This is a genomic window from Paenibacillus sp. sgz302114 (assembly GCF_056120345.1).
On sequence record NZ_JBVYOI010000001.1, the window covers coordinates 940883 to 955793 of the forward strand.

The following is a 14911-nucleotide window of genomic DNA, read 5'->3' on the forward strand; positions in this document are numbered from 1 at the left end:
CCGCAGAAATCGCGAGGTGCGTTCATGACATGCACCCGATATCTGCGGCTTAGTCTTCCTTAGAGGGGCAGCCATTCCAGCACGCGCTGGATTTGTTGATCCCAATAGCCCCATTCATGCTCGCCCGGTCCTTCTTCATAAGTGAGCGGCAAATTCAGCTGCTTCACATGATCCCGGAATCGGATGTTGTCCTCATAGAGGAAGTCTTCCGTGCCGCAGCATTGGTATAATAACGGTATAGGGGTGTCTGCTTGCGCTGCAAGCGTATCCGCTGCGAGGTACAGATTGTTCGGCAGCTCATTCACATAATTGTCCGTGCCGAAGATTAGCTTAGCTTCCTGCGGCATACGATCAATGAAGCTTGCCACATCGATACCACCGGACAGGCTGGCTGCCGCTGCATATTGCTCTGGCTTGTTCAGCGCCAGCTTGAGCGCGCCGTAGCCGCCCATAGACAAGCCTGCGACGAAGTTATCTTCTCTGCGGTCCGACAACGGGAAGAACGAACGAGCAATTGCCGGCAGCTCTTCGCTGATGAAGGTCCAATACTTGCCGCCGGATACCATATTGGCATAATAGCTGCGGTGGACGGCAGGCATGACGACCGCGATGCCAAGCGATGCGACATAGCGCTCGATCGAAGTGCGGCGAAGCCAGATCGAGTGGTCATCGGACAAGCCGTGCAGCAGATACAACGTCCGGTGCTTCGTCTGTGCAGCCGCTTTGGAGTCCATGCCGATCTGAGATGGGGCCGATTGCGGCAAAATAACGTTCATTGAAGTGGAGAGTCCGAGCGTTTCCGAGAAGAAATCACATTGAATAAGTGCCATAAGCGCCTCCTAGACAGGTATGTAATCGCGTGGATCTAATCTACTTAATTGTACACATAATACTAAAAAACTTAAACGAGCAAGCGAGGAACGTCCACAATGAAGCTGATTTCAATTGGCACCCCACGGGGCTTGCTGACCGACGAACTGCAAGAGCAGCTGCACGCTTGGAAAATACGAGATGTCGCCGTGCTGCAAAACGGCTCGCTGCTCTGGGAATGGCATGACAAAGGCGTAGATCGCATCGGCGCAGTTTACTCCTGTACGAAGAGCATCTTATCCGCGCTAATTGGAATTGCTCTAGAGCAAGGACTGATCGAAAGCGTCGAAACGCCAATCAGCCGCTATTTTCCGCAAATTGATCAAGCAGAGGATGAACGGAAACACGCGATAAGGATCAAGCATCTGCTTACCATGACTTCTGGGATTGAGTGGCCGGAATTTGATAAGCCATACTGGCAGATGAAGCGCACGGATGACCCGGTTTCATTCATTCTCTCTCAGCCGATGGAGCATGGGCCGGGAGATGCTTTTGCCTACAATTCTGGCGGCTCGCATCTGTTATCAGCGATATTGACGCAGGTGACTGGCATGTCCACCTATGATTTTGCCGATCGGATGCTGTTCAAGAAGCTCGCATTCCGGCGTCCAAGATGGAACAGCGATGCTTCAGGCATCTATGAAGGTGGAGTGGGGCTGCATTTGACCGTGGCGGATATGGCGAAGTTCGGTCAGCTCTACCTGCAGGGCGGTCACTGGGAAGGCGAGCGGGTGGTGCCAGAAGCGTGGGTAGCGGCATCAACTACGGCGCATCACAAAGGGTTCTCTCACTACGAGCCTCCGATATTCGGGGAGTACGGTTATCACTGGTGGGTTTCCTCGCAGGCACATAACGGAGTGATCGACTTCTTTTTCGCCAAAGGATATGGGGGTCAATATATTGCCGTTGTACCTTCCCTTAAGGTGGTGGCAGCGATACGCAAGGAACCAGAGGGCAAAAGCAGCGCGATCTATGCCAAACAACTTCTGCTCGAAGTCATCGTCCCATTCTGTTCATCTTCCGTTCATTAACCGGTGATAAGATTTCGCTCATAACACCAAAGGGGAAGGACAGGATGAGTCATGGAAGAGAAAGAAACGAAAGGAAATTGGAAGCAGCTGCTGCGGCTGATTGCGAGGACGAGGCCTTCGAAAGCATTGATTATATTTGCAATCATCATGAGCTTGGCGGGAACGGCTGTCTCGTTAATCATACCGCTGTTTACGAAAAATCTCGTTGACGGATTTTCGATAAGCAATCTGAGCTGGAAGCAGATCGCCGGCTTCGGCGGGATCTTTGTTCTGCAGGCGGTCGTCAGCGGCTTCTCCGGTTACATGCTTAACGTAGCGGGTCAGCGCATCGTCGCGAATTTGCGGGATCGTCTGTGGAAAAAGCTGCTTGTGCTTCCGATCCCTTTTTATGACAGCAATCGGACAGGGGAAACGATCAGCCGCATGACGAACGATACCGGCATTGTGAAGCAGCTGATCGCTGAGAATTTAACGAATTTCTTGTCCGGCATCATTAGCGTCATCGGATCTGTCATCGTCTTGTTCTATATGGATTGGCAGATGACCTCCGTCATGCTCGGCGTCATTCCGATTGCGGCGCTGTTCATGGCTCCGCTCGGCAGGCAGATGTATCTGATCTCCAAAGGGCTGCAGAAGGAGACGGCTTCGTTCACAACGACGCTTACGCAGGTGCTCTCGGAAGTGCGGCTTGTAAAGTCGATGAATGCGGAGCGCAGAGAATATGCAGCAGGCAGCAAATGGATCAAGAGCTTGTATAAATTCGGTGTCAGGGAAGCGAAAGTGCAGGCATTAATTGCGCCGCTCATGTATTTCGTTATGATGATGCTGCTCGTCGTCATTATCGGCTACGGCGGTATGCGCGTCGCCTCGGGTGCGCTTAGCGCAGGCGAACTCGTTGCCTTCATTCTATATTTGATTCAGATCGTAATGCCAATGACGCAAATTACGACGTTCTTCACCCAGTTCAAGAAGACGGTCGGCGCAACGGAAAGGATTAGCTCCATTCTAGATTCGCCAGAGGAAGATCACGAGCAAGGGAAGCCAGTTAGTAAGGCGGCGCAGCCAATCACGTTGAACAGCCTCGGCTTCGCTTACGGCAACGGTGAACCAGTGCTCACGAACCTTGATTTCCGCGTCGAACCAGGCACGGTGACAGCGATTGTTGGACCGAGCGGAGGCGGCAAAACAACGCTGTTCTCGCTGCTGGAACGTTACTACGAGCCTACGAGCGGCAGCATCGAATATGGTGGCGAAGCGATTCAAAGCTTCAATCTGCGGGAATGGCGAAGTCAGTTCGGGTATGTCTCACAGGAGAGTCCGCTAATTGCAGGCACGATCAAGGAGAATATTAGTTATGGCATCGAACACGACGTTAGCGATGAAGCTCTTATGAAGGCAGCCGAAATGGCTTATGCGCATACTTTCATCAGCGAGCTGCCGGAAGGTTATGATACGGAGGTTGGCGAGCGAGGTATCAAGCTGTCAGGCGGACAACGGCAGCGGATCGCAATTGCAAGAGCGTTGCTGCGTGATCCGAAGATACTCATGCTCGATGAAGCGACATCCGCTCTGGACAGCAAGTCCGAGGTCGTTGTGCAGGAGGCGTTGAAGAATCTGATGGCTGGCCGCACGACGCTCGTTATCGCGCATCGGCTGTCCACGGTCGTCGACGCGGACCAGATTATTTTTGTTGAGAAGGGCAAGCTTACGGGAAGCGGCACCCATGAGGAGCTGCTGGAAACGCACCCTCTTTACCGCGAGTTCGCGACACAACAATTACGCCTGCAAAGTGTAGAAATCGTAGAATAAGCGTAGTCACGGCGGACATGCAGCGTGTATAGTGGTAGCTGAAAACCAAATTATAACGGTAATAGACTTTAGGAGGAACAAACTCTTGCAAACGAAATTTTTGAAACCTCTATGGGGAATGGAAGGCACTTACCGCGAAATGTTTACCCGCATTCAAGCAGCAGGCTTTGACGGGGTTGAAACACCTATGCCGGATGCGGCTGAAGAATCGGAGTTTAAAGAGCTTCTTCAAGAGTTCGGTCTTGATTTCGTACCACAGATCTTCACAGGCGGCACTGATCATGCAGCAAGCTTCCAAGAGCAAGTGGAACGCGCTGTATCGTTCAAACCGTTGTTTGTGAACTCGCATAGCGCACGCGACTCGATGACATTCGAAGAGCAAATTGATTTCTTCACAAAAGCACTTGCAGTCGAGCGTTCGACTGGCCTTATGGTCGGTCACGAAACGCACCGCCAGCGCGCGATGTTTACGCCTTGGACGACAGCTCGTTTGCTCGAAGCGTTGCCTGAGCTGAAGCTGACGGCAGATTTCAGCCACTGGACATGCGTATGTGAATCGCATCTGGAAGACAATCAAGCGGATATCGCGCTTGCTGTATCCCGCACGCTGCACATCCACGCTCGTGTTGGCTATGCGGAAGGTCCACAAGTTCCAGACCCATCCGCGCCTGAATATGCAACTGAGGTTGCGTTGTTCGAGGGCTGGTGGAAGCAGATGATTCAAGCTCGTGCTGCGGGGGGCCAACAATTCGCTTACGTTGCACCAGAATTCGGCCCTCCAGGCTACCTGCACACACTACCGCACACGAATGTGCCGGTTGCGGACCTGTGGGAAGTGAACGACTGGATCTACAGACGTTTCCGTGAAAATGTGAAACAGTGGGTTTAATCGAATAATTCCATTCTCAATGATAATTATTATCACTGTTGGCTATACTACGGTATAGAGGGACAGGATGAGCCGCCTCTGACAAGGCGGCTCATTGTTTTTCTTACACAATATGAGCTTTTGCCGTAGGGACGGCGACATTCATCTGCACCTGAGAGCTTAAATTTTGGACTCGAATGTTTTGCAATCTGTTTCTTCTGAGTTTTTCGCTTGCTGTCCGCGGTTGCTGACGACATAGATGGACGAAGCATTGCAGTTATTGCCTGCAGCCCAGTACTTGCAGGAGTTCACTTCACACAGTACGTCTTTTGCCATAAGTAGATCACCTCCATTCTTAATTAGGATGGGCGTTTTGCCATGCCTTTTATACCCCATACGAGAAGTTTATTGCCGATGTCATATTGAAACAGCTATGATGGGAATAACTTTTTCGGGTAGAAAGGTAAGAGGCGGCAAGCGATGCGTACAATTGTAAAATGGGTGTTATACGGATTCATTGTTGGGATATTATCTGGTTTAGCATCTGCGCTGTTCTTAGCTGGGCTTGATGCTGTGACGGATGTGCGCGAAACGCATGCTTGGCTGTTGTTTCTGCTTCCGCTTGCAGGAGCGGCAGTCAGTTATGGGTATTTGAAGTGGGGCGGGGCTGCTTCGCGCGGTAACAATCTCATTGTAGAACAGATTCGTTCTGTGCAAGCAAACCTTGTAGAACGTGTTCCGCTGCGAATGGCGCCAATGATTTTGCTGGGCACATGGGTAACGCATCTATTCGGCGGATCGGCTGGACGTGAAGGGACGGCTGTTCAGATGGGGGGCAGTCTCGCGGATCTCGCTGCGCGATTTGTAAGAGCGGATGCAGTGGATCGGCGGATCTTATTGTTATGCGGCATAAGCGGCGGCTTCGGAGCTGTATTCGGAACTCCGCTCGCAGGTGCGGTGTTTGCACTTGAAGTGGTGACGATGGGAAGGCGAATTGCATATAGGGCGATCATCGCTGCGGTCATCTCAGCATTCGTGGGAGATTGGCTAACGCGCGCAGTTGGCATCAAGCATCTTTCGTACAGCATGGGCGGCATTCCGCCATTCTCGATGCCGCTGCTTCTGAAAGTAGCTGCAGCTGCGATCTGCTTCGGCCTGATGAGCTGGCTGTTCGTGATGGGAGTCAAGCAGATGAAGAGTGTCCTCAGCCGCATCGTTCCGCGTGCCTATGTAAGGAGCTTCATCGGCGGAGCTGTGGTGATCGCGCTTGTCTACATCGCGGGATCGCGGACCTATCTCGGGTTAAGCTTGCCCTTGCTCGTGCAATCGTTCCATGAGCAGCTGCCTTCTGTTGATTTCGTCTGGAAGAGCGTATTTACAGTCATTACGCTTGGCTCGGGCTTTCTGGGCGGAGAGGTGACACCGCTCTTCGTCATAGGCGCCGCGCTCGGAAATGCGCTTGCGCCTGCACTGCATCTAAGCGTTCCTTTCCTTGCAGGACTTGGCCTCATTGCCGTATTCGCTGGGGCAGCCAACACGCCGCTTGCTTGCATCGTTCTCGGCTATGAGCTGTTCGGCGGCGCAGGGATCGGCTATATGATCGTTGTCTGCCTCATCAGCTATATGTTCTCCGGCCACGCAGGCATATACGAATCACAGCTGCTCGGAGTGCCGAGGCCGCGCTTTCTCATTCGAGTGCCTGGCGCGGGGCTATGGCAGGGACGCGCAAACGCTAAAAAGAAGGGAAGAACCGCTCCTCATTAGAGCGTTTCTTCCCTTCTTGTCTTCTTGCATTAGACGCGGCGTGCTGTTGTATAGTGCTGGCTCCACCAACCGGAATTGAGGCTCGAGACTACGACGCCTGGCTTGCCGTACGTGTGCAGAATTTTGCCATTTCCGATATAGATTGCGACATGGTGAACAGGCTTATAGAAGAAGACCAGATCGCCAGCCTTCAAGTTGCTGCGGCTTACATATGAACCAACCTTGGATTGGCTGTAAGAGGAACGTGGCAGATTGATGCCATACTTCTTGTACACATATTTCGTAAACGAAGAACAGTCGAATACACGTGTTGTGCTTGTCGAAGCGCCGAATTTATAGGGTGTTCCCAAATATTTTTTACCTGTGCTGGTGATGCCCGATGCCGTAGCAGAAGAGGTTGCGTGTGCTGGTTTTGCTTGCAGTGCCACAGCGCCGCCCATTAATAATGAAAAACTAAGCGTTACGCTCAAAGCTAGCTTGCCCATTTTTGTCTTTTTCATAATTGTTCCCCCATTAGTTGTTTTTTCGGTAGGACAAAATGACCTAAAGCCACTATAGCACAAGAAAAAATCCCATCATTTACTTGGTAAGCGGATTCGTAAGCAATGACAAGGCTTTCAAGCGTAGTATGAGAATTCGATTAGAAAATCTTCATTGAGCGCATATTGACAGGCGCGATCGAATACTATCATGAAATGGTGTGAAAAGTTAGGCGGATAAAGGGGCGGCATGCGTGATGGATTACTTCTATTTCAGCAGCATTGCTGGTATTGTCGGCTTGTCCGGTTATTCCATCGTTCGTACGCGGCAGCGAAGCGCAAAGCTTAGCTGTATGGCGGGCATGATGATTGCGATGACGATTGCGATGATGGCAAGTGTCTCCGTCGGCACGATTATTGGTATCCTCTATCCGCATGATCTGACTTCGCCAACCGTGCTTGCCGTACTGCTCGGCATCGTTTGCGGTTATATGGCTGGAAAGCCGATCAGCGCGATGGCGGCGCTTGACGGTATGCTTGCAGGCATAATGGGCGGCATGATGGGCGCGATGTTGGGAGTCATGCTTGGCAGCCACCCTGAGATGATGGCCGTGTTCATTGACGTGATCTATCTGTTCATTCATGTCGTGCTTCAGCAGCTCATTCGCGAGGAGTCGCAAGGCGCAAGGGAAGAAACAGCGGCGAAGGTGAAGGAGTCGGTGCTGTTTCATCCGTATGTATTCGCTTTTGGCATCTTCATTCTGGCAGCTGTGTTTCTATATCAAATCTAAATCTAAGGGGCTTAGGCGTTTGTACCCGAATTAATGTCTCCCGGTCAAACACCCAATCCATCCGCACCTTCTGTACATAATTTAAAGAGTACTCAATACCCCAGGAGGTGCAATGCTCATGTCTGGTCATGTAGGTGGAGCTTTTACGAGTGCTGGCGTCATTCTCGTACTTTTCATTCTGCTCGTAATCGTAATTTGTGGCTGCGTTGGCGGAGTAGGCGGAGGTCACGGCGGCTATGGTCCTGGTAATATGCCAGGAAACGTCGCTGGTGTAGCAGGCCCAGGTCCTTACAAATACTAATATAACAACGTGGGGAAGGTGTCTCGCAGGCCATTTGTTGGCTTGTGGGATGCCTTTTTCTTTTGGAATATCAGAAAGTATAAATTTTTATTATTCTTTATACTCATCTGATACCTCCGCACAAAACGGTTTCGCCTATTTTGTAAGGCGAAGCCGTTTTTGCTTGCTCAGTTGTATACCCCTGGGTGGTATGATATAGTTCGAAGCAGAAGGAGGTGCGCGGAATGGAAAATAGGGAGGAAGCAGCTTGTGATAGCCATCAGCACTCGCATGCGGAGGGACACCGGAAGAGTGCGCATTCGGATGAGGTCAAGAATAAGCTCATTACGCGGCTTAATCGGATCGAAGGCCAGATACGCGGCGTGAAAGGGCTGATCGAGAAGGATACTTACTGCGATGATGTCCTCAATCAGATCGCCGCGGCGCAATCTGCGCTGAACAGCGTTGGCAAGCTGCTGCTGGAGCATCATATGAACAGCTGTGTGATTGATCGCATTCAGCAGGGGGATAACGATGTCGTGAAAGAGCTGCTGGTTACGATGAACAAGCTGATGAAGTAAAGTCCTGCGAGCATGGCATGTACATGTGCGTAGGATCATTTTTCGCGCCTATTGAAATACCCCCGTGGGGTATGTTAAGGTAGAAGTAAGATATACCCCTTAGAGGTATATGAAAGGTGAAAGGGATTGAGAGCATGGCGACGACGCAGAAGACGACGCTTCAAATTAGCGGCATGACCTGTGCTTCATGCGCAGCACGCATCGAACGAGGGCTGTCGCGCATGGACGGCGTTACGAGCGCTTCGGTTAATCTGACCATGGAAACGGCAAGCGTAGAATATAATCAAGCAGTTGTTGAGGTGGCAGCCGTCATCACGAAAGTGGAGGGGCTTGGATTCCACGCAGAGGTGAAGCGGGAATCGAAGTCGCCAGCAGAGATGCGCCAAGCGGACATCCGCAGGCTGCGCAATCGATTGTTCATCTCTGCAATCTTATCGCTGCCGCTGCTGCTTGCGATGGCGGGGCATTTGCCTTTCATTGCATCCGTTCGGCTTCCCGAGTGGCTGATGAATCCGTGGTTCCAGCTCGTGCTGGCAACGCCCGTACAATTCTATATCGGTGGACCGTTCTACATAGGAGCCTATAAAGCTGTTCGGGGACGAAGTGCGAATATGGACGTCCTTGTGGCGATGGGAACATCAGCCGCATACTTCTACAGCCTCTATGAAACGGTAGCATCCATCGGCGACGGCATGCATAGGTTGGAACTGTACTATGAAACAAGTGCGCTGCTTATTACGTTTCTGCTGCTCGGCAAGCTGCTGGAGGCGCTGGCAAAGGGGCGATCCTCGCGAGCAATCAGCGCGTTGATCGGTCTGCAAGCGAAGACGGCAACCGTCATTCGGGCAGGAGAAGAGCTTGTTGTTCCCGTGGAATCAGTCGTGCAAGGGGACATTGTCGTTGTTAAGCCCGGGGAGCGGATTGCCGTGGATGGCGTCGTTATAGATGGCAGCTCATCCGTAGATGAAGCGATGTTGACCGGCGAGAGCATACCGGTACAGAAGGTCGAAGGCGATTCGGTCATTGGCGCAACTGTGAATGGCACCGGCATGATGCGCATCCGTGCCACGAAAGTTGGCAAAGATACGGTGCTCGCGCAAATCATTCGGATCGTTGAGGAGGCGCAAGGGTCCAAAGCGCCGATCCAGCGCATAGCGGATGTGATCTCTAGCGTGTTCGTTCCGATTGTTATCGGCCTCGCGCTAATTACGTTCCTCGTCTGGCTGTTCTTCATCGAGCCTGGCGAGCTCGGCACAGCGCTTCGCGTGGCCATCGCTGTGCTCGTCATCGCTTGCCCGTGCGCGCTTGGACTGGCAACGCCGACCTCGATCATGGCAGGCTCCGGCAGAGCGGCTGAGCTTGGCATTCTGTTCAAGGGCGGCGAGCATCTCGAACGTGCCCATCGGATCGATGCGGTACTGCTCGATAAGACGGGCACGGTGACAGAGGGCAGGCCCTCGCTCACCAGTTACATGGTAGAGTCGGCATTTGAAGAGCGCAAGCTGCTCAGCTGGGTTCGCACAGCGGAGAGCAGCTCAGAGCATCCGCTCGCCAGCGCGATTGTGAGCGGCCTCGCAGAGCAAGGAATCGCGCTGGCGGGTGGCGGCGCTGAGCAGTTCCGAGCGGTGCCCGGCTACGGAATAGAAGCATTCGTTGATGGGCGTATGATCGTCATCGGCACGAGGCGATATCTTGCCTCGCATCAAGCAGAGGCTCCGGCATCGGCGCTCGCGCAGGTCGAACAGCTTGAAGCGAGCGGCCAGACCGTCGTGCTCGCCGCTGTTGACGGCGTCTATGCGGCAAGCTTGGCTGTCGCTGATACGGTGAAGCCGACTTCGCGAGCGGCAGTTGCGGCTTTGAAGCAGCTGGGGCTGAAGGTCATGCTCATCACCGGCGACAATGCGGCAACCGCTCATGCGATCGCGAAGCAAGCAGGGATTGATCAGGTGCTTGCCGAAGTGTTACCCGAAGGCAAGGCGGATCAAGTTAAAGCGCTGCAGCGGCAAGGCATGAAAGTCGCAATGGTTGGCGACGGCATTAACGACGCGCCAGCGCTCGCGACCGCGGACGTCGGGATGGCGATGGGAACAGGCACCGATGTGGCGATGGAGGCAGCAGACATTACGCTGATGCGAGGCGATCTGAACAGTATTTCGGAAGCCATCGCAATCAGCCGCAAGACGATGGTCAATATTAAGCAGAATTTATTTTGGGCGCTTGCCTATAACGCGATTGGTATTCCAATTGCGGCAGCGGGCTTGCTGGCGCCGTGGGTAGCTGGCGCAGCGATGGCGCTAAGCTCCGTATCCGTCGTACTCAGCTCGCTTCGGCTGCAGCGTTTCCAACGATAATTTTAGAAGAGGAGTTGTTACTCATGACAAGCACGATTCAAGTAAAGGGCATGTCCTGCCAGCACTGTGTGAATAGTATTGAAGGCGCGCTGAAGAAGAAAGACGTAAAGGCCAAAGTAGATCTTCCGGCAGGCCGCGTGACGGTTGAGTTCGAGGAAAGCCGGATTACGATGGCGCAAATTAAAGAGACGATTGAAGATCAGGGCTTCGACGTTGTATAAAGCTAGCAGCCAAGTCTGTGACAAGCGATACAGCGTTCCAGCTCGAAGCAGGAAAATGCAGGCTAATCCTACGCGGGATTAGCCTTTTTCGCAGTGAATATGCTATGATGAGGGCTTGATCATTGCAATTGGAGGCCTAATTTTCGTGAATCCATATCCTTTTGAATTTGACCCAAAACAGCCATTCGTGCAGCAAGCCAGTGACTGGATTGCTGACGTCTTCTATGAGCGGCTGCCAGAGGCGGGCTTTGAGCTTCGGGATGAACAAATTTATATGGCGTTTCAGCTGGAACGCGCGTATAACGAGAAACAGACGATTTTTGCAGAAGCAGGCGTAGGCACAGGCAAGACGTTCGTCTATTTGCTTTATGCCATTAATTATGCCAGATATACGCGTAAACCAGCGATTATTGCGTGTGCCGATGAATCGCTTATTGAACAGCTCGTGAAGGCTGAGGGCGACATTGCGAAGCTGGCACAGCATCTTGGCCTTACGATAGACGCAAGACTTGGGAAATCCATGAACCAGTACATCTGCTTGAACAAGCTGGATGAAGCTCGCGCAGGCTTCGAGGATACGGAGCTATACGACGAGATGTACAAGACGCTTCCTGACTTCGTGAGCAATCCTGGCACGATGAAAGCTTTCTACCCGTACGGAAACCGCAAAGACTACGCGCATCTGACAGATGAGCAATGGGCTGGCGCAGCGTGGGATGTATTCCAGGACTGCCTCGTGTGCAACCGGCGCCACCGCTGCGGACAGACGCTCTCTCGCGAGCACTACCGTAAAGCGGTGGACATCATCATTTGCTCGCATGATTTCTATATGGAGCATGTATGGACGTATGAAGCGCGGAAGCGGGAAGGTCAGATGCCTCTCTTGCCGGAGCATAGCTCTGTCGTGTTCGATGAAGGCCATTTGCTGGAGACTGCAGCTCAGAAGGCGCTCACGTATAAGCTGAAGCATCATGTGTTCGAGTCGATTATTATTCGGCTGCTGCAAGGTGAAATTCGCGAGGAGCTTGCGGTCGTCATTGACGAAGCGATCGATCAAAGCGAGCTTCTGTTCAAGCTGCTTGCTGAGAGCAGCCGTTCGGTTGTCGCATCTCATCGCAAAGAAGTCATCATGTCGGATGAGCTTCTGCGTGAAGTGGTTAAGTTCGGCTCTGTGCTCAGCGCGATTGAGGAAGAGCTAGTCTTCGAGAGTGGCATGTTCACGATCGATCCGTATCAGCTGACCATCGTTGAGGAGCATATCGAGATGCTCCAAATTGCTCTGAATCTGTTTAAGCAGCCGCAGGGCTTGATCTCCTGGGTGGAAGAAGATCATGAGGGCATCACGCTCGTCATTATGCCGAAGCTGGTGAAGGAAGTGCTGCGTGAGCGGGTATTTTCGAAAAATATGCCGATTGTCTTCTCTTCTGCAACGCTGTCGGTCGGCGGTTCTTTCGACTATATTGCTGAAAGTCTTGGCGTTCAAGACGCGTTATCATTCACAGTTGCATCACCGTACGATTACGAGCAGCAGATGAAGGCGTCAGTGGCTTTAACGGACGATGTGGCTCTGAAGCATAAGCTGACGCTTGAGAGATTACAGAAGTCAGAAGGACGAGCACTCATTCTGTTCCCTTCGAAAGAAGAGCTGCAGCAGTTCCGTACAGATATGGCGCATATTCCGGGCTATAGCCAGTATCGGTTCTTGTTCGAGGGTACATCGGAAATTAGCCATTTGATCTCCGCCTTCCAAAATGACGAGCCGAGCATTCTATGCGCGGTCACGCTCTGGGAAGGTCTGGATATACCAGGACCATCGCTGTCGCAAGTCATCATGTGGTCGCTGCCGTTTCCTCCGAACGATCCGGTATTTGCTGCGAAGCGCAGAGATGCCGAGCATCCTTTTGAAACTGTAGATATGCCATATATGCTGCTGCGACTCAAGCAGGGACTAGGCAGGTTGATTCGCGGACGCGATGATTCGGGCATCATTACAATCTATGGACAGAAGCTCGCCGACCCGCGCGTCATGGATCAAGTGAAACGGATTATGCCGGATGGCGTGGAGCTGCAACAGTTGTAAACACGCGGAATTGACATCTAGTAAAGCGAACTCTACAATTTGAGTTATGAGATAGAATAGGCCTAATAGATAAGGATGGGAGTAATAACGATGACGCAAGCGATGAACAAAACTGCGTACAAAAGCCAGCGTAAAGCTGAGCAGGAGCGTCTAGAGAAACAGCGGAAGCTAATGCGCAAGCTGATCTGGGCGACTGGAATTATCGTTTTATTAGGAATTGTTGCTGCACTTATTTTCACACCGAAGTCAGATCCGACTGCGTTCGAGTATGACAAGCTGCCTGTTCTTGGCCAAACGGATGCGCCAGTGAAAATCGTTGAATTCGGCGACTACAAATGCCCATCCTGCCAATATTTCAGCCAGCAAATTAAGCCGCAATTGCAGAAAGAATACATTGACACCGGCAAAGTGTCGTTCTACTTCATGAACTTCCCGTTCATCGGCGAAGACTCTCAGACTGCAGCGCTTGCCGCGCAGTCGGTATTCCATCAGAACAACGAAGCTTTCTGGAAATATTACGATCTCCTTTATAAAAATCAACAGGACGAGCGGACCGTTTGGGCGACTCCGGACTTCCTTGTGAAGCTGGCGAAGGACAATTCGCTTCCAATCGACTTTGACAAGCTGCAGTCGGACATCTCGAAAGCCACGTACGAGAAGGAAGTCAACGCTGACGCATCGACAGCGAGAGCGGCGAAGATTCAATCGACACCGACGCTGTTCATCAATGGCAAAGAGTTTAAAGGCGAGTTCTCCGACTATCCTTCGATCAAGAAGGCGATTGACGACGCACTTGCGGCAGGTACAACCAAATGACGTCCGAGTCGCGGGTATTCGCGTTCTTCAGCAGATATGCGCTCTACTTGGCGTGGGTTGTCTCCATTGTCGCAGTTGGCGGAAGTCTTTATCTCAGCGAAATTATGAAGTTCGTGCCATGCAATCTGTGCTGGTATCAACGGATCTTCATGTACCCGATTGTCATTCTTCTTGGTATTGCCAGCTACGGGAACGAACGCAAAATCATCAAATACGTGCTGCCGCTCTCGATCATCGGCGGAACGATCTCGCTGTATCATTACTTGGAGCAGCAAATTCCGGCTTTGGCGAAAATGCTTCCATGTACAGTCGGTGTGCCATGCAGCGAGGATTATCTGGATTGGTTCGGCGGTTATGTGACGATTCCATTCCTTGCGCTAATTGCTTTTGTTCTCATTTCGGCGCTTCTTATTAACGGAAGCAAGCATGAGGATGTTAGCGTGGGCGATGAAGAGGATGAAACGGAGTTTGAGTCTGCGGTGAACTGAATATTTTTTTGGGGCGGCCATGGTGGTCGCCCTTTTTTTTAGTTGGTTGGGGAAACGGCAAATTAGCTGCTTTGGTGGAGTCAGTGGTGCTGAGAGCATGCTACGTATTCTCTGCACAATAATCGGCCGATTGAAGCTCTCAGCGTGCAGATTCAGCACTCTCAGATAAGGAACCAGCCGTAATCGGCGACTTGGCGAAGCTGAGAGAGGAAAAAGCCTCTCTCGACTCGCGTATTGCTCAAAAAGTTAACCGAGAGCGGGAAAAGCCGCTATTGATGCTTGAGACGGGAGGGAAGGTGGACTGAACTGAACTGAGAGCCGGGTGTTGTTGGCGAATTGGCCACAGAAACGCAACGGCAGTCATTAAGGACTAAAGAATAACTCCTGATACAAATCCTGGACGCGATTTGCCTGAATATTGTAGCTTTTGAAGCCTTGATTCCTTGGAAAATGGGGATCAGGGCTTTATATTATGAACTTTA

General features: G+C 51.9%; 15 protein-coding genes. 12 read left to right on the plus strand and 3 right to left on the minus strand.

Annotation, left to right across the window (positions count from 1 at the left end; all coding sequences use genetic code 11):
* Positions 1-59: 59 nt before the first annotated feature.
* The gene (locus AC0LWF_RS04330; protein ID WP_474650306.1) at positions 60-830 is read right to left on the minus strand and encodes an alpha/beta hydrolase; all 771 of its coding nucleotides are present in this window, start codon (positions 828-830) and stop codon (positions 60-62) included.
* 99 nt (positions 831-929) lie between these two features.
* Here AC0LWF_RS04330 and AC0LWF_RS04335 point away from each other — a divergent pair, with 99 nt between their 5' ends.
* The 3 genes from AC0LWF_RS04335 to AC0LWF_RS04345 all read left to right on the plus strand — a co-directional run bounded on the left by AC0LWF_RS04335 (position 930) and on the right by AC0LWF_RS04345 (position 4599).
* Positions 930-1901 (plus strand): serine hydrolase domain-containing protein, encoded by a 972-nt coding sequence (locus tag AC0LWF_RS04335; RefSeq protein ID WP_474650307.1) that lies wholly within the window; start codon positions 930-932, stop codon positions 1899-1901.
* Positions 1902-1952: 51 nt separating this feature from the next.
* Positions 1953-3710, plus strand: a complete 1758-nt coding sequence (locus AC0LWF_RS04340) for an ABC transporter ATP-binding protein (RefSeq protein WP_474650308.1) — start codon at positions 1953-1955, stop codon at positions 3708-3710.
* 85 nt (positions 3711-3795) lie between these two features.
* Positions 3796-4599 (plus strand): sugar phosphate isomerase/epimerase family protein, encoded by an 804-nt coding sequence (locus AC0LWF_RS04345; protein ID WP_474650309.1) that lies wholly within the window; start codon positions 3796-3798, stop codon positions 4597-4599.
* A gap of 159 nt (positions 4600-4758) precedes the next feature.
* On the opposite strand, the gene AC0LWF_RS04350 is transcribed toward AC0LWF_RS04345, so the two are convergent.
* On the minus strand, positions 4759-4914 hold the full coding sequence (locus AC0LWF_RS04350; protein ID WP_474650310.1) for a DUF1540 domain-containing protein: 156 nt from the start codon (positions 4912-4914) through the stop codon (positions 4759-4761).
* Between the two features lie 144 nt (positions 4915-5058).
* On the opposite strand from AC0LWF_RS04350, the gene AC0LWF_RS04355 reads away from it, so the two are divergent.
* The gene (locus AC0LWF_RS04355) at positions 5059-6342 is read left to right on the plus strand and encodes a voltage-gated chloride channel family protein (protein ID WP_474650311.1); all 1284 of its coding nucleotides are present in this window, start codon (positions 5059-5061) and stop codon (positions 6340-6342) included.
* Between the two features lie 29 nt (positions 6343-6371).
* On the opposite strand, the gene AC0LWF_RS04360 is transcribed toward AC0LWF_RS04355, so the two are convergent.
* Positions 6372-6842 carry a C40 family peptidase gene (locus tag AC0LWF_RS04360; RefSeq protein WP_474650312.1) on the minus strand — a complete coding sequence of 157 codons (471 nt, stop codon included), beginning with the start codon at positions 6840-6842 and terminating at the stop codon, positions 6372-6374.
* 236 nt (positions 6843-7078) lie between these two features.
* On the opposite strand from AC0LWF_RS04360, the gene AC0LWF_RS04365 reads away from it, so the two are divergent.
* The 8 genes from AC0LWF_RS04365 to AC0LWF_RS04400 all read left to right on the plus strand — a co-directional run bounded on the left by AC0LWF_RS04365 (position 7079) and on the right by AC0LWF_RS04400 (position 14429).
* Positions 7079-7612: a hypothetical protein gene (locus tag AC0LWF_RS04365; RefSeq protein WP_474650313.1), complete on the plus strand. Its 534-nt coding sequence runs from the start codon at positions 7079-7081 to the stop codon at positions 7610-7612.
* A gap of 118 nt (positions 7613-7730) precedes the next feature.
* Complete coding sequence (locus AC0LWF_RS04370; protein WP_090573318.1) at positions 7731-7913, plus strand: hypothetical protein; 183 nt, start codon at positions 7731-7733, stop codon at positions 7911-7913.
* Positions 7914-8137: 224 nt separating this feature from the next.
* Positions 8138-8473 carry a metal-sensitive transcriptional regulator gene (locus tag AC0LWF_RS04375; protein ID WP_474650314.1) on the plus strand — a complete coding sequence of 112 codons (336 nt, stop codon included), beginning with the start codon at positions 8138-8140 and terminating at the stop codon, positions 8471-8473.
* Positions 8474-8607: 134 nt separating this feature from the next.
* Complete coding sequence (locus tag AC0LWF_RS04380; RefSeq protein ID WP_474650474.1) at positions 8608-10824, plus strand: heavy metal translocating P-type ATPase; 2217 nt, start codon at positions 8608-8610, stop codon at positions 10822-10824.
* 23 nt (positions 10825-10847) lie between these two features.
* Entirely contained in the window at positions 10848-11045 is a 198-nt protein-coding gene (locus AC0LWF_RS04385; RefSeq protein ID WP_090573321.1) for a copper ion binding protein, read from the plus strand.
* Positions 11046-11190: 145 nt separating this feature from the next.
* Positions 11191-13125 (plus strand): ATP-dependent DNA helicase, encoded by a 1935-nt coding sequence (locus AC0LWF_RS04390; protein ID WP_474650315.1) that lies wholly within the window; start codon positions 11191-11193, stop codon positions 13123-13125.
* 90 nt (positions 13126-13215) lie between these two features.
* A complete protein-coding gene (locus tag AC0LWF_RS04395; RefSeq protein ID WP_474650316.1) occupies positions 13216-13941 on the plus strand; it encodes a thioredoxin domain-containing protein in 726 nt (241 codons plus the stop codon).
* A complete protein-coding gene (locus AC0LWF_RS04400; protein WP_474650317.1) occupies positions 13938-14429 on the plus strand; it encodes a disulfide oxidoreductase in 492 nt (163 codons plus the stop codon). The genes AC0LWF_RS04395 and AC0LWF_RS04400 overlap by 4 nt, the downstream gene beginning before the upstream one ends.
* Positions 14430-14911: the final 482 nt, after the last annotated feature.

Coding starts and splice junctions, on each gene's coding strand:
- AC0LWF_RS04370 (WP_090573318.1), top strand. CDS start 7,731: ATGTCTGGTCATGTAGGTGGAGCTTTTACGAGTGCTGGCGTCATTCTC.
- AC0LWF_RS04400 (WP_474650317.1), top strand. CDS start 13,938: ATGACGTCCGAGTCGCGGGTATTCGCGTTCTTCAGCAGATATGCGCTC.
- AC0LWF_RS04340 (WP_474650308.1), top strand. CDS start 1,953: ATGGAAGAGAAAGAAACGAAAGGAAATTGGAAGCAGCTGCTGCGGCTG.
- AC0LWF_RS04365 (WP_474650313.1), top strand. CDS start 7,079: ATGGATTACTTCTATTTCAGCAGCATTGCTGGTATTGTCGGCTTGTCC.
- AC0LWF_RS04375 (WP_474650314.1), top strand. CDS start 8,138: ATGGAAAATAGGGAGGAAGCAGCTTGTGATAGCCATCAGCACTCGCAT.
- AC0LWF_RS04355 (WP_474650311.1), top strand. CDS start 5,059: ATGCGTACAATTGTAAAATGGGTGTTATACGGATTCATTGTTGGGATA.
- AC0LWF_RS04350 (WP_474650310.1), bottom strand. CDS start 4,914: ATGGCAAAAGACGTACTGTGTGAAGTGAACTCCTGCAAGTACTGGGCT.
- AC0LWF_RS04335 (WP_474650307.1), top strand. CDS start 930: ATGAAGCTGATTTCAATTGGCACCCCACGGGGCTTGCTGACCGACGAA.
- AC0LWF_RS04395 (WP_474650316.1), top strand. CDS start 13,216: ATGACGCAAGCGATGAACAAAACTGCGTACAAAAGCCAGCGTAAAGCT.
- AC0LWF_RS04330 (WP_474650306.1), bottom strand. CDS start 830: ATGGCACTTATTCAATGTGATTTCTTCTCGGAAACGCTCGGACTCTCC.
- AC0LWF_RS04385 (WP_090573321.1), top strand. CDS start 10,848: ATGACAAGCACGATTCAAGTAAAGGGCATGTCCTGCCAGCACTGTGTG.
- AC0LWF_RS04380 (WP_474650474.1), top strand. CDS start 8,608: ATGGCGACGACGCAGAAGACGACGCTTCAAATTAGCGGCATGACCTGT.
- AC0LWF_RS04360 (WP_474650312.1), bottom strand. CDS start 6,842: ATGAAAAAGACAAAAATGGGCAAGCTAGCTTTGAGCGTAACGCTTAGT.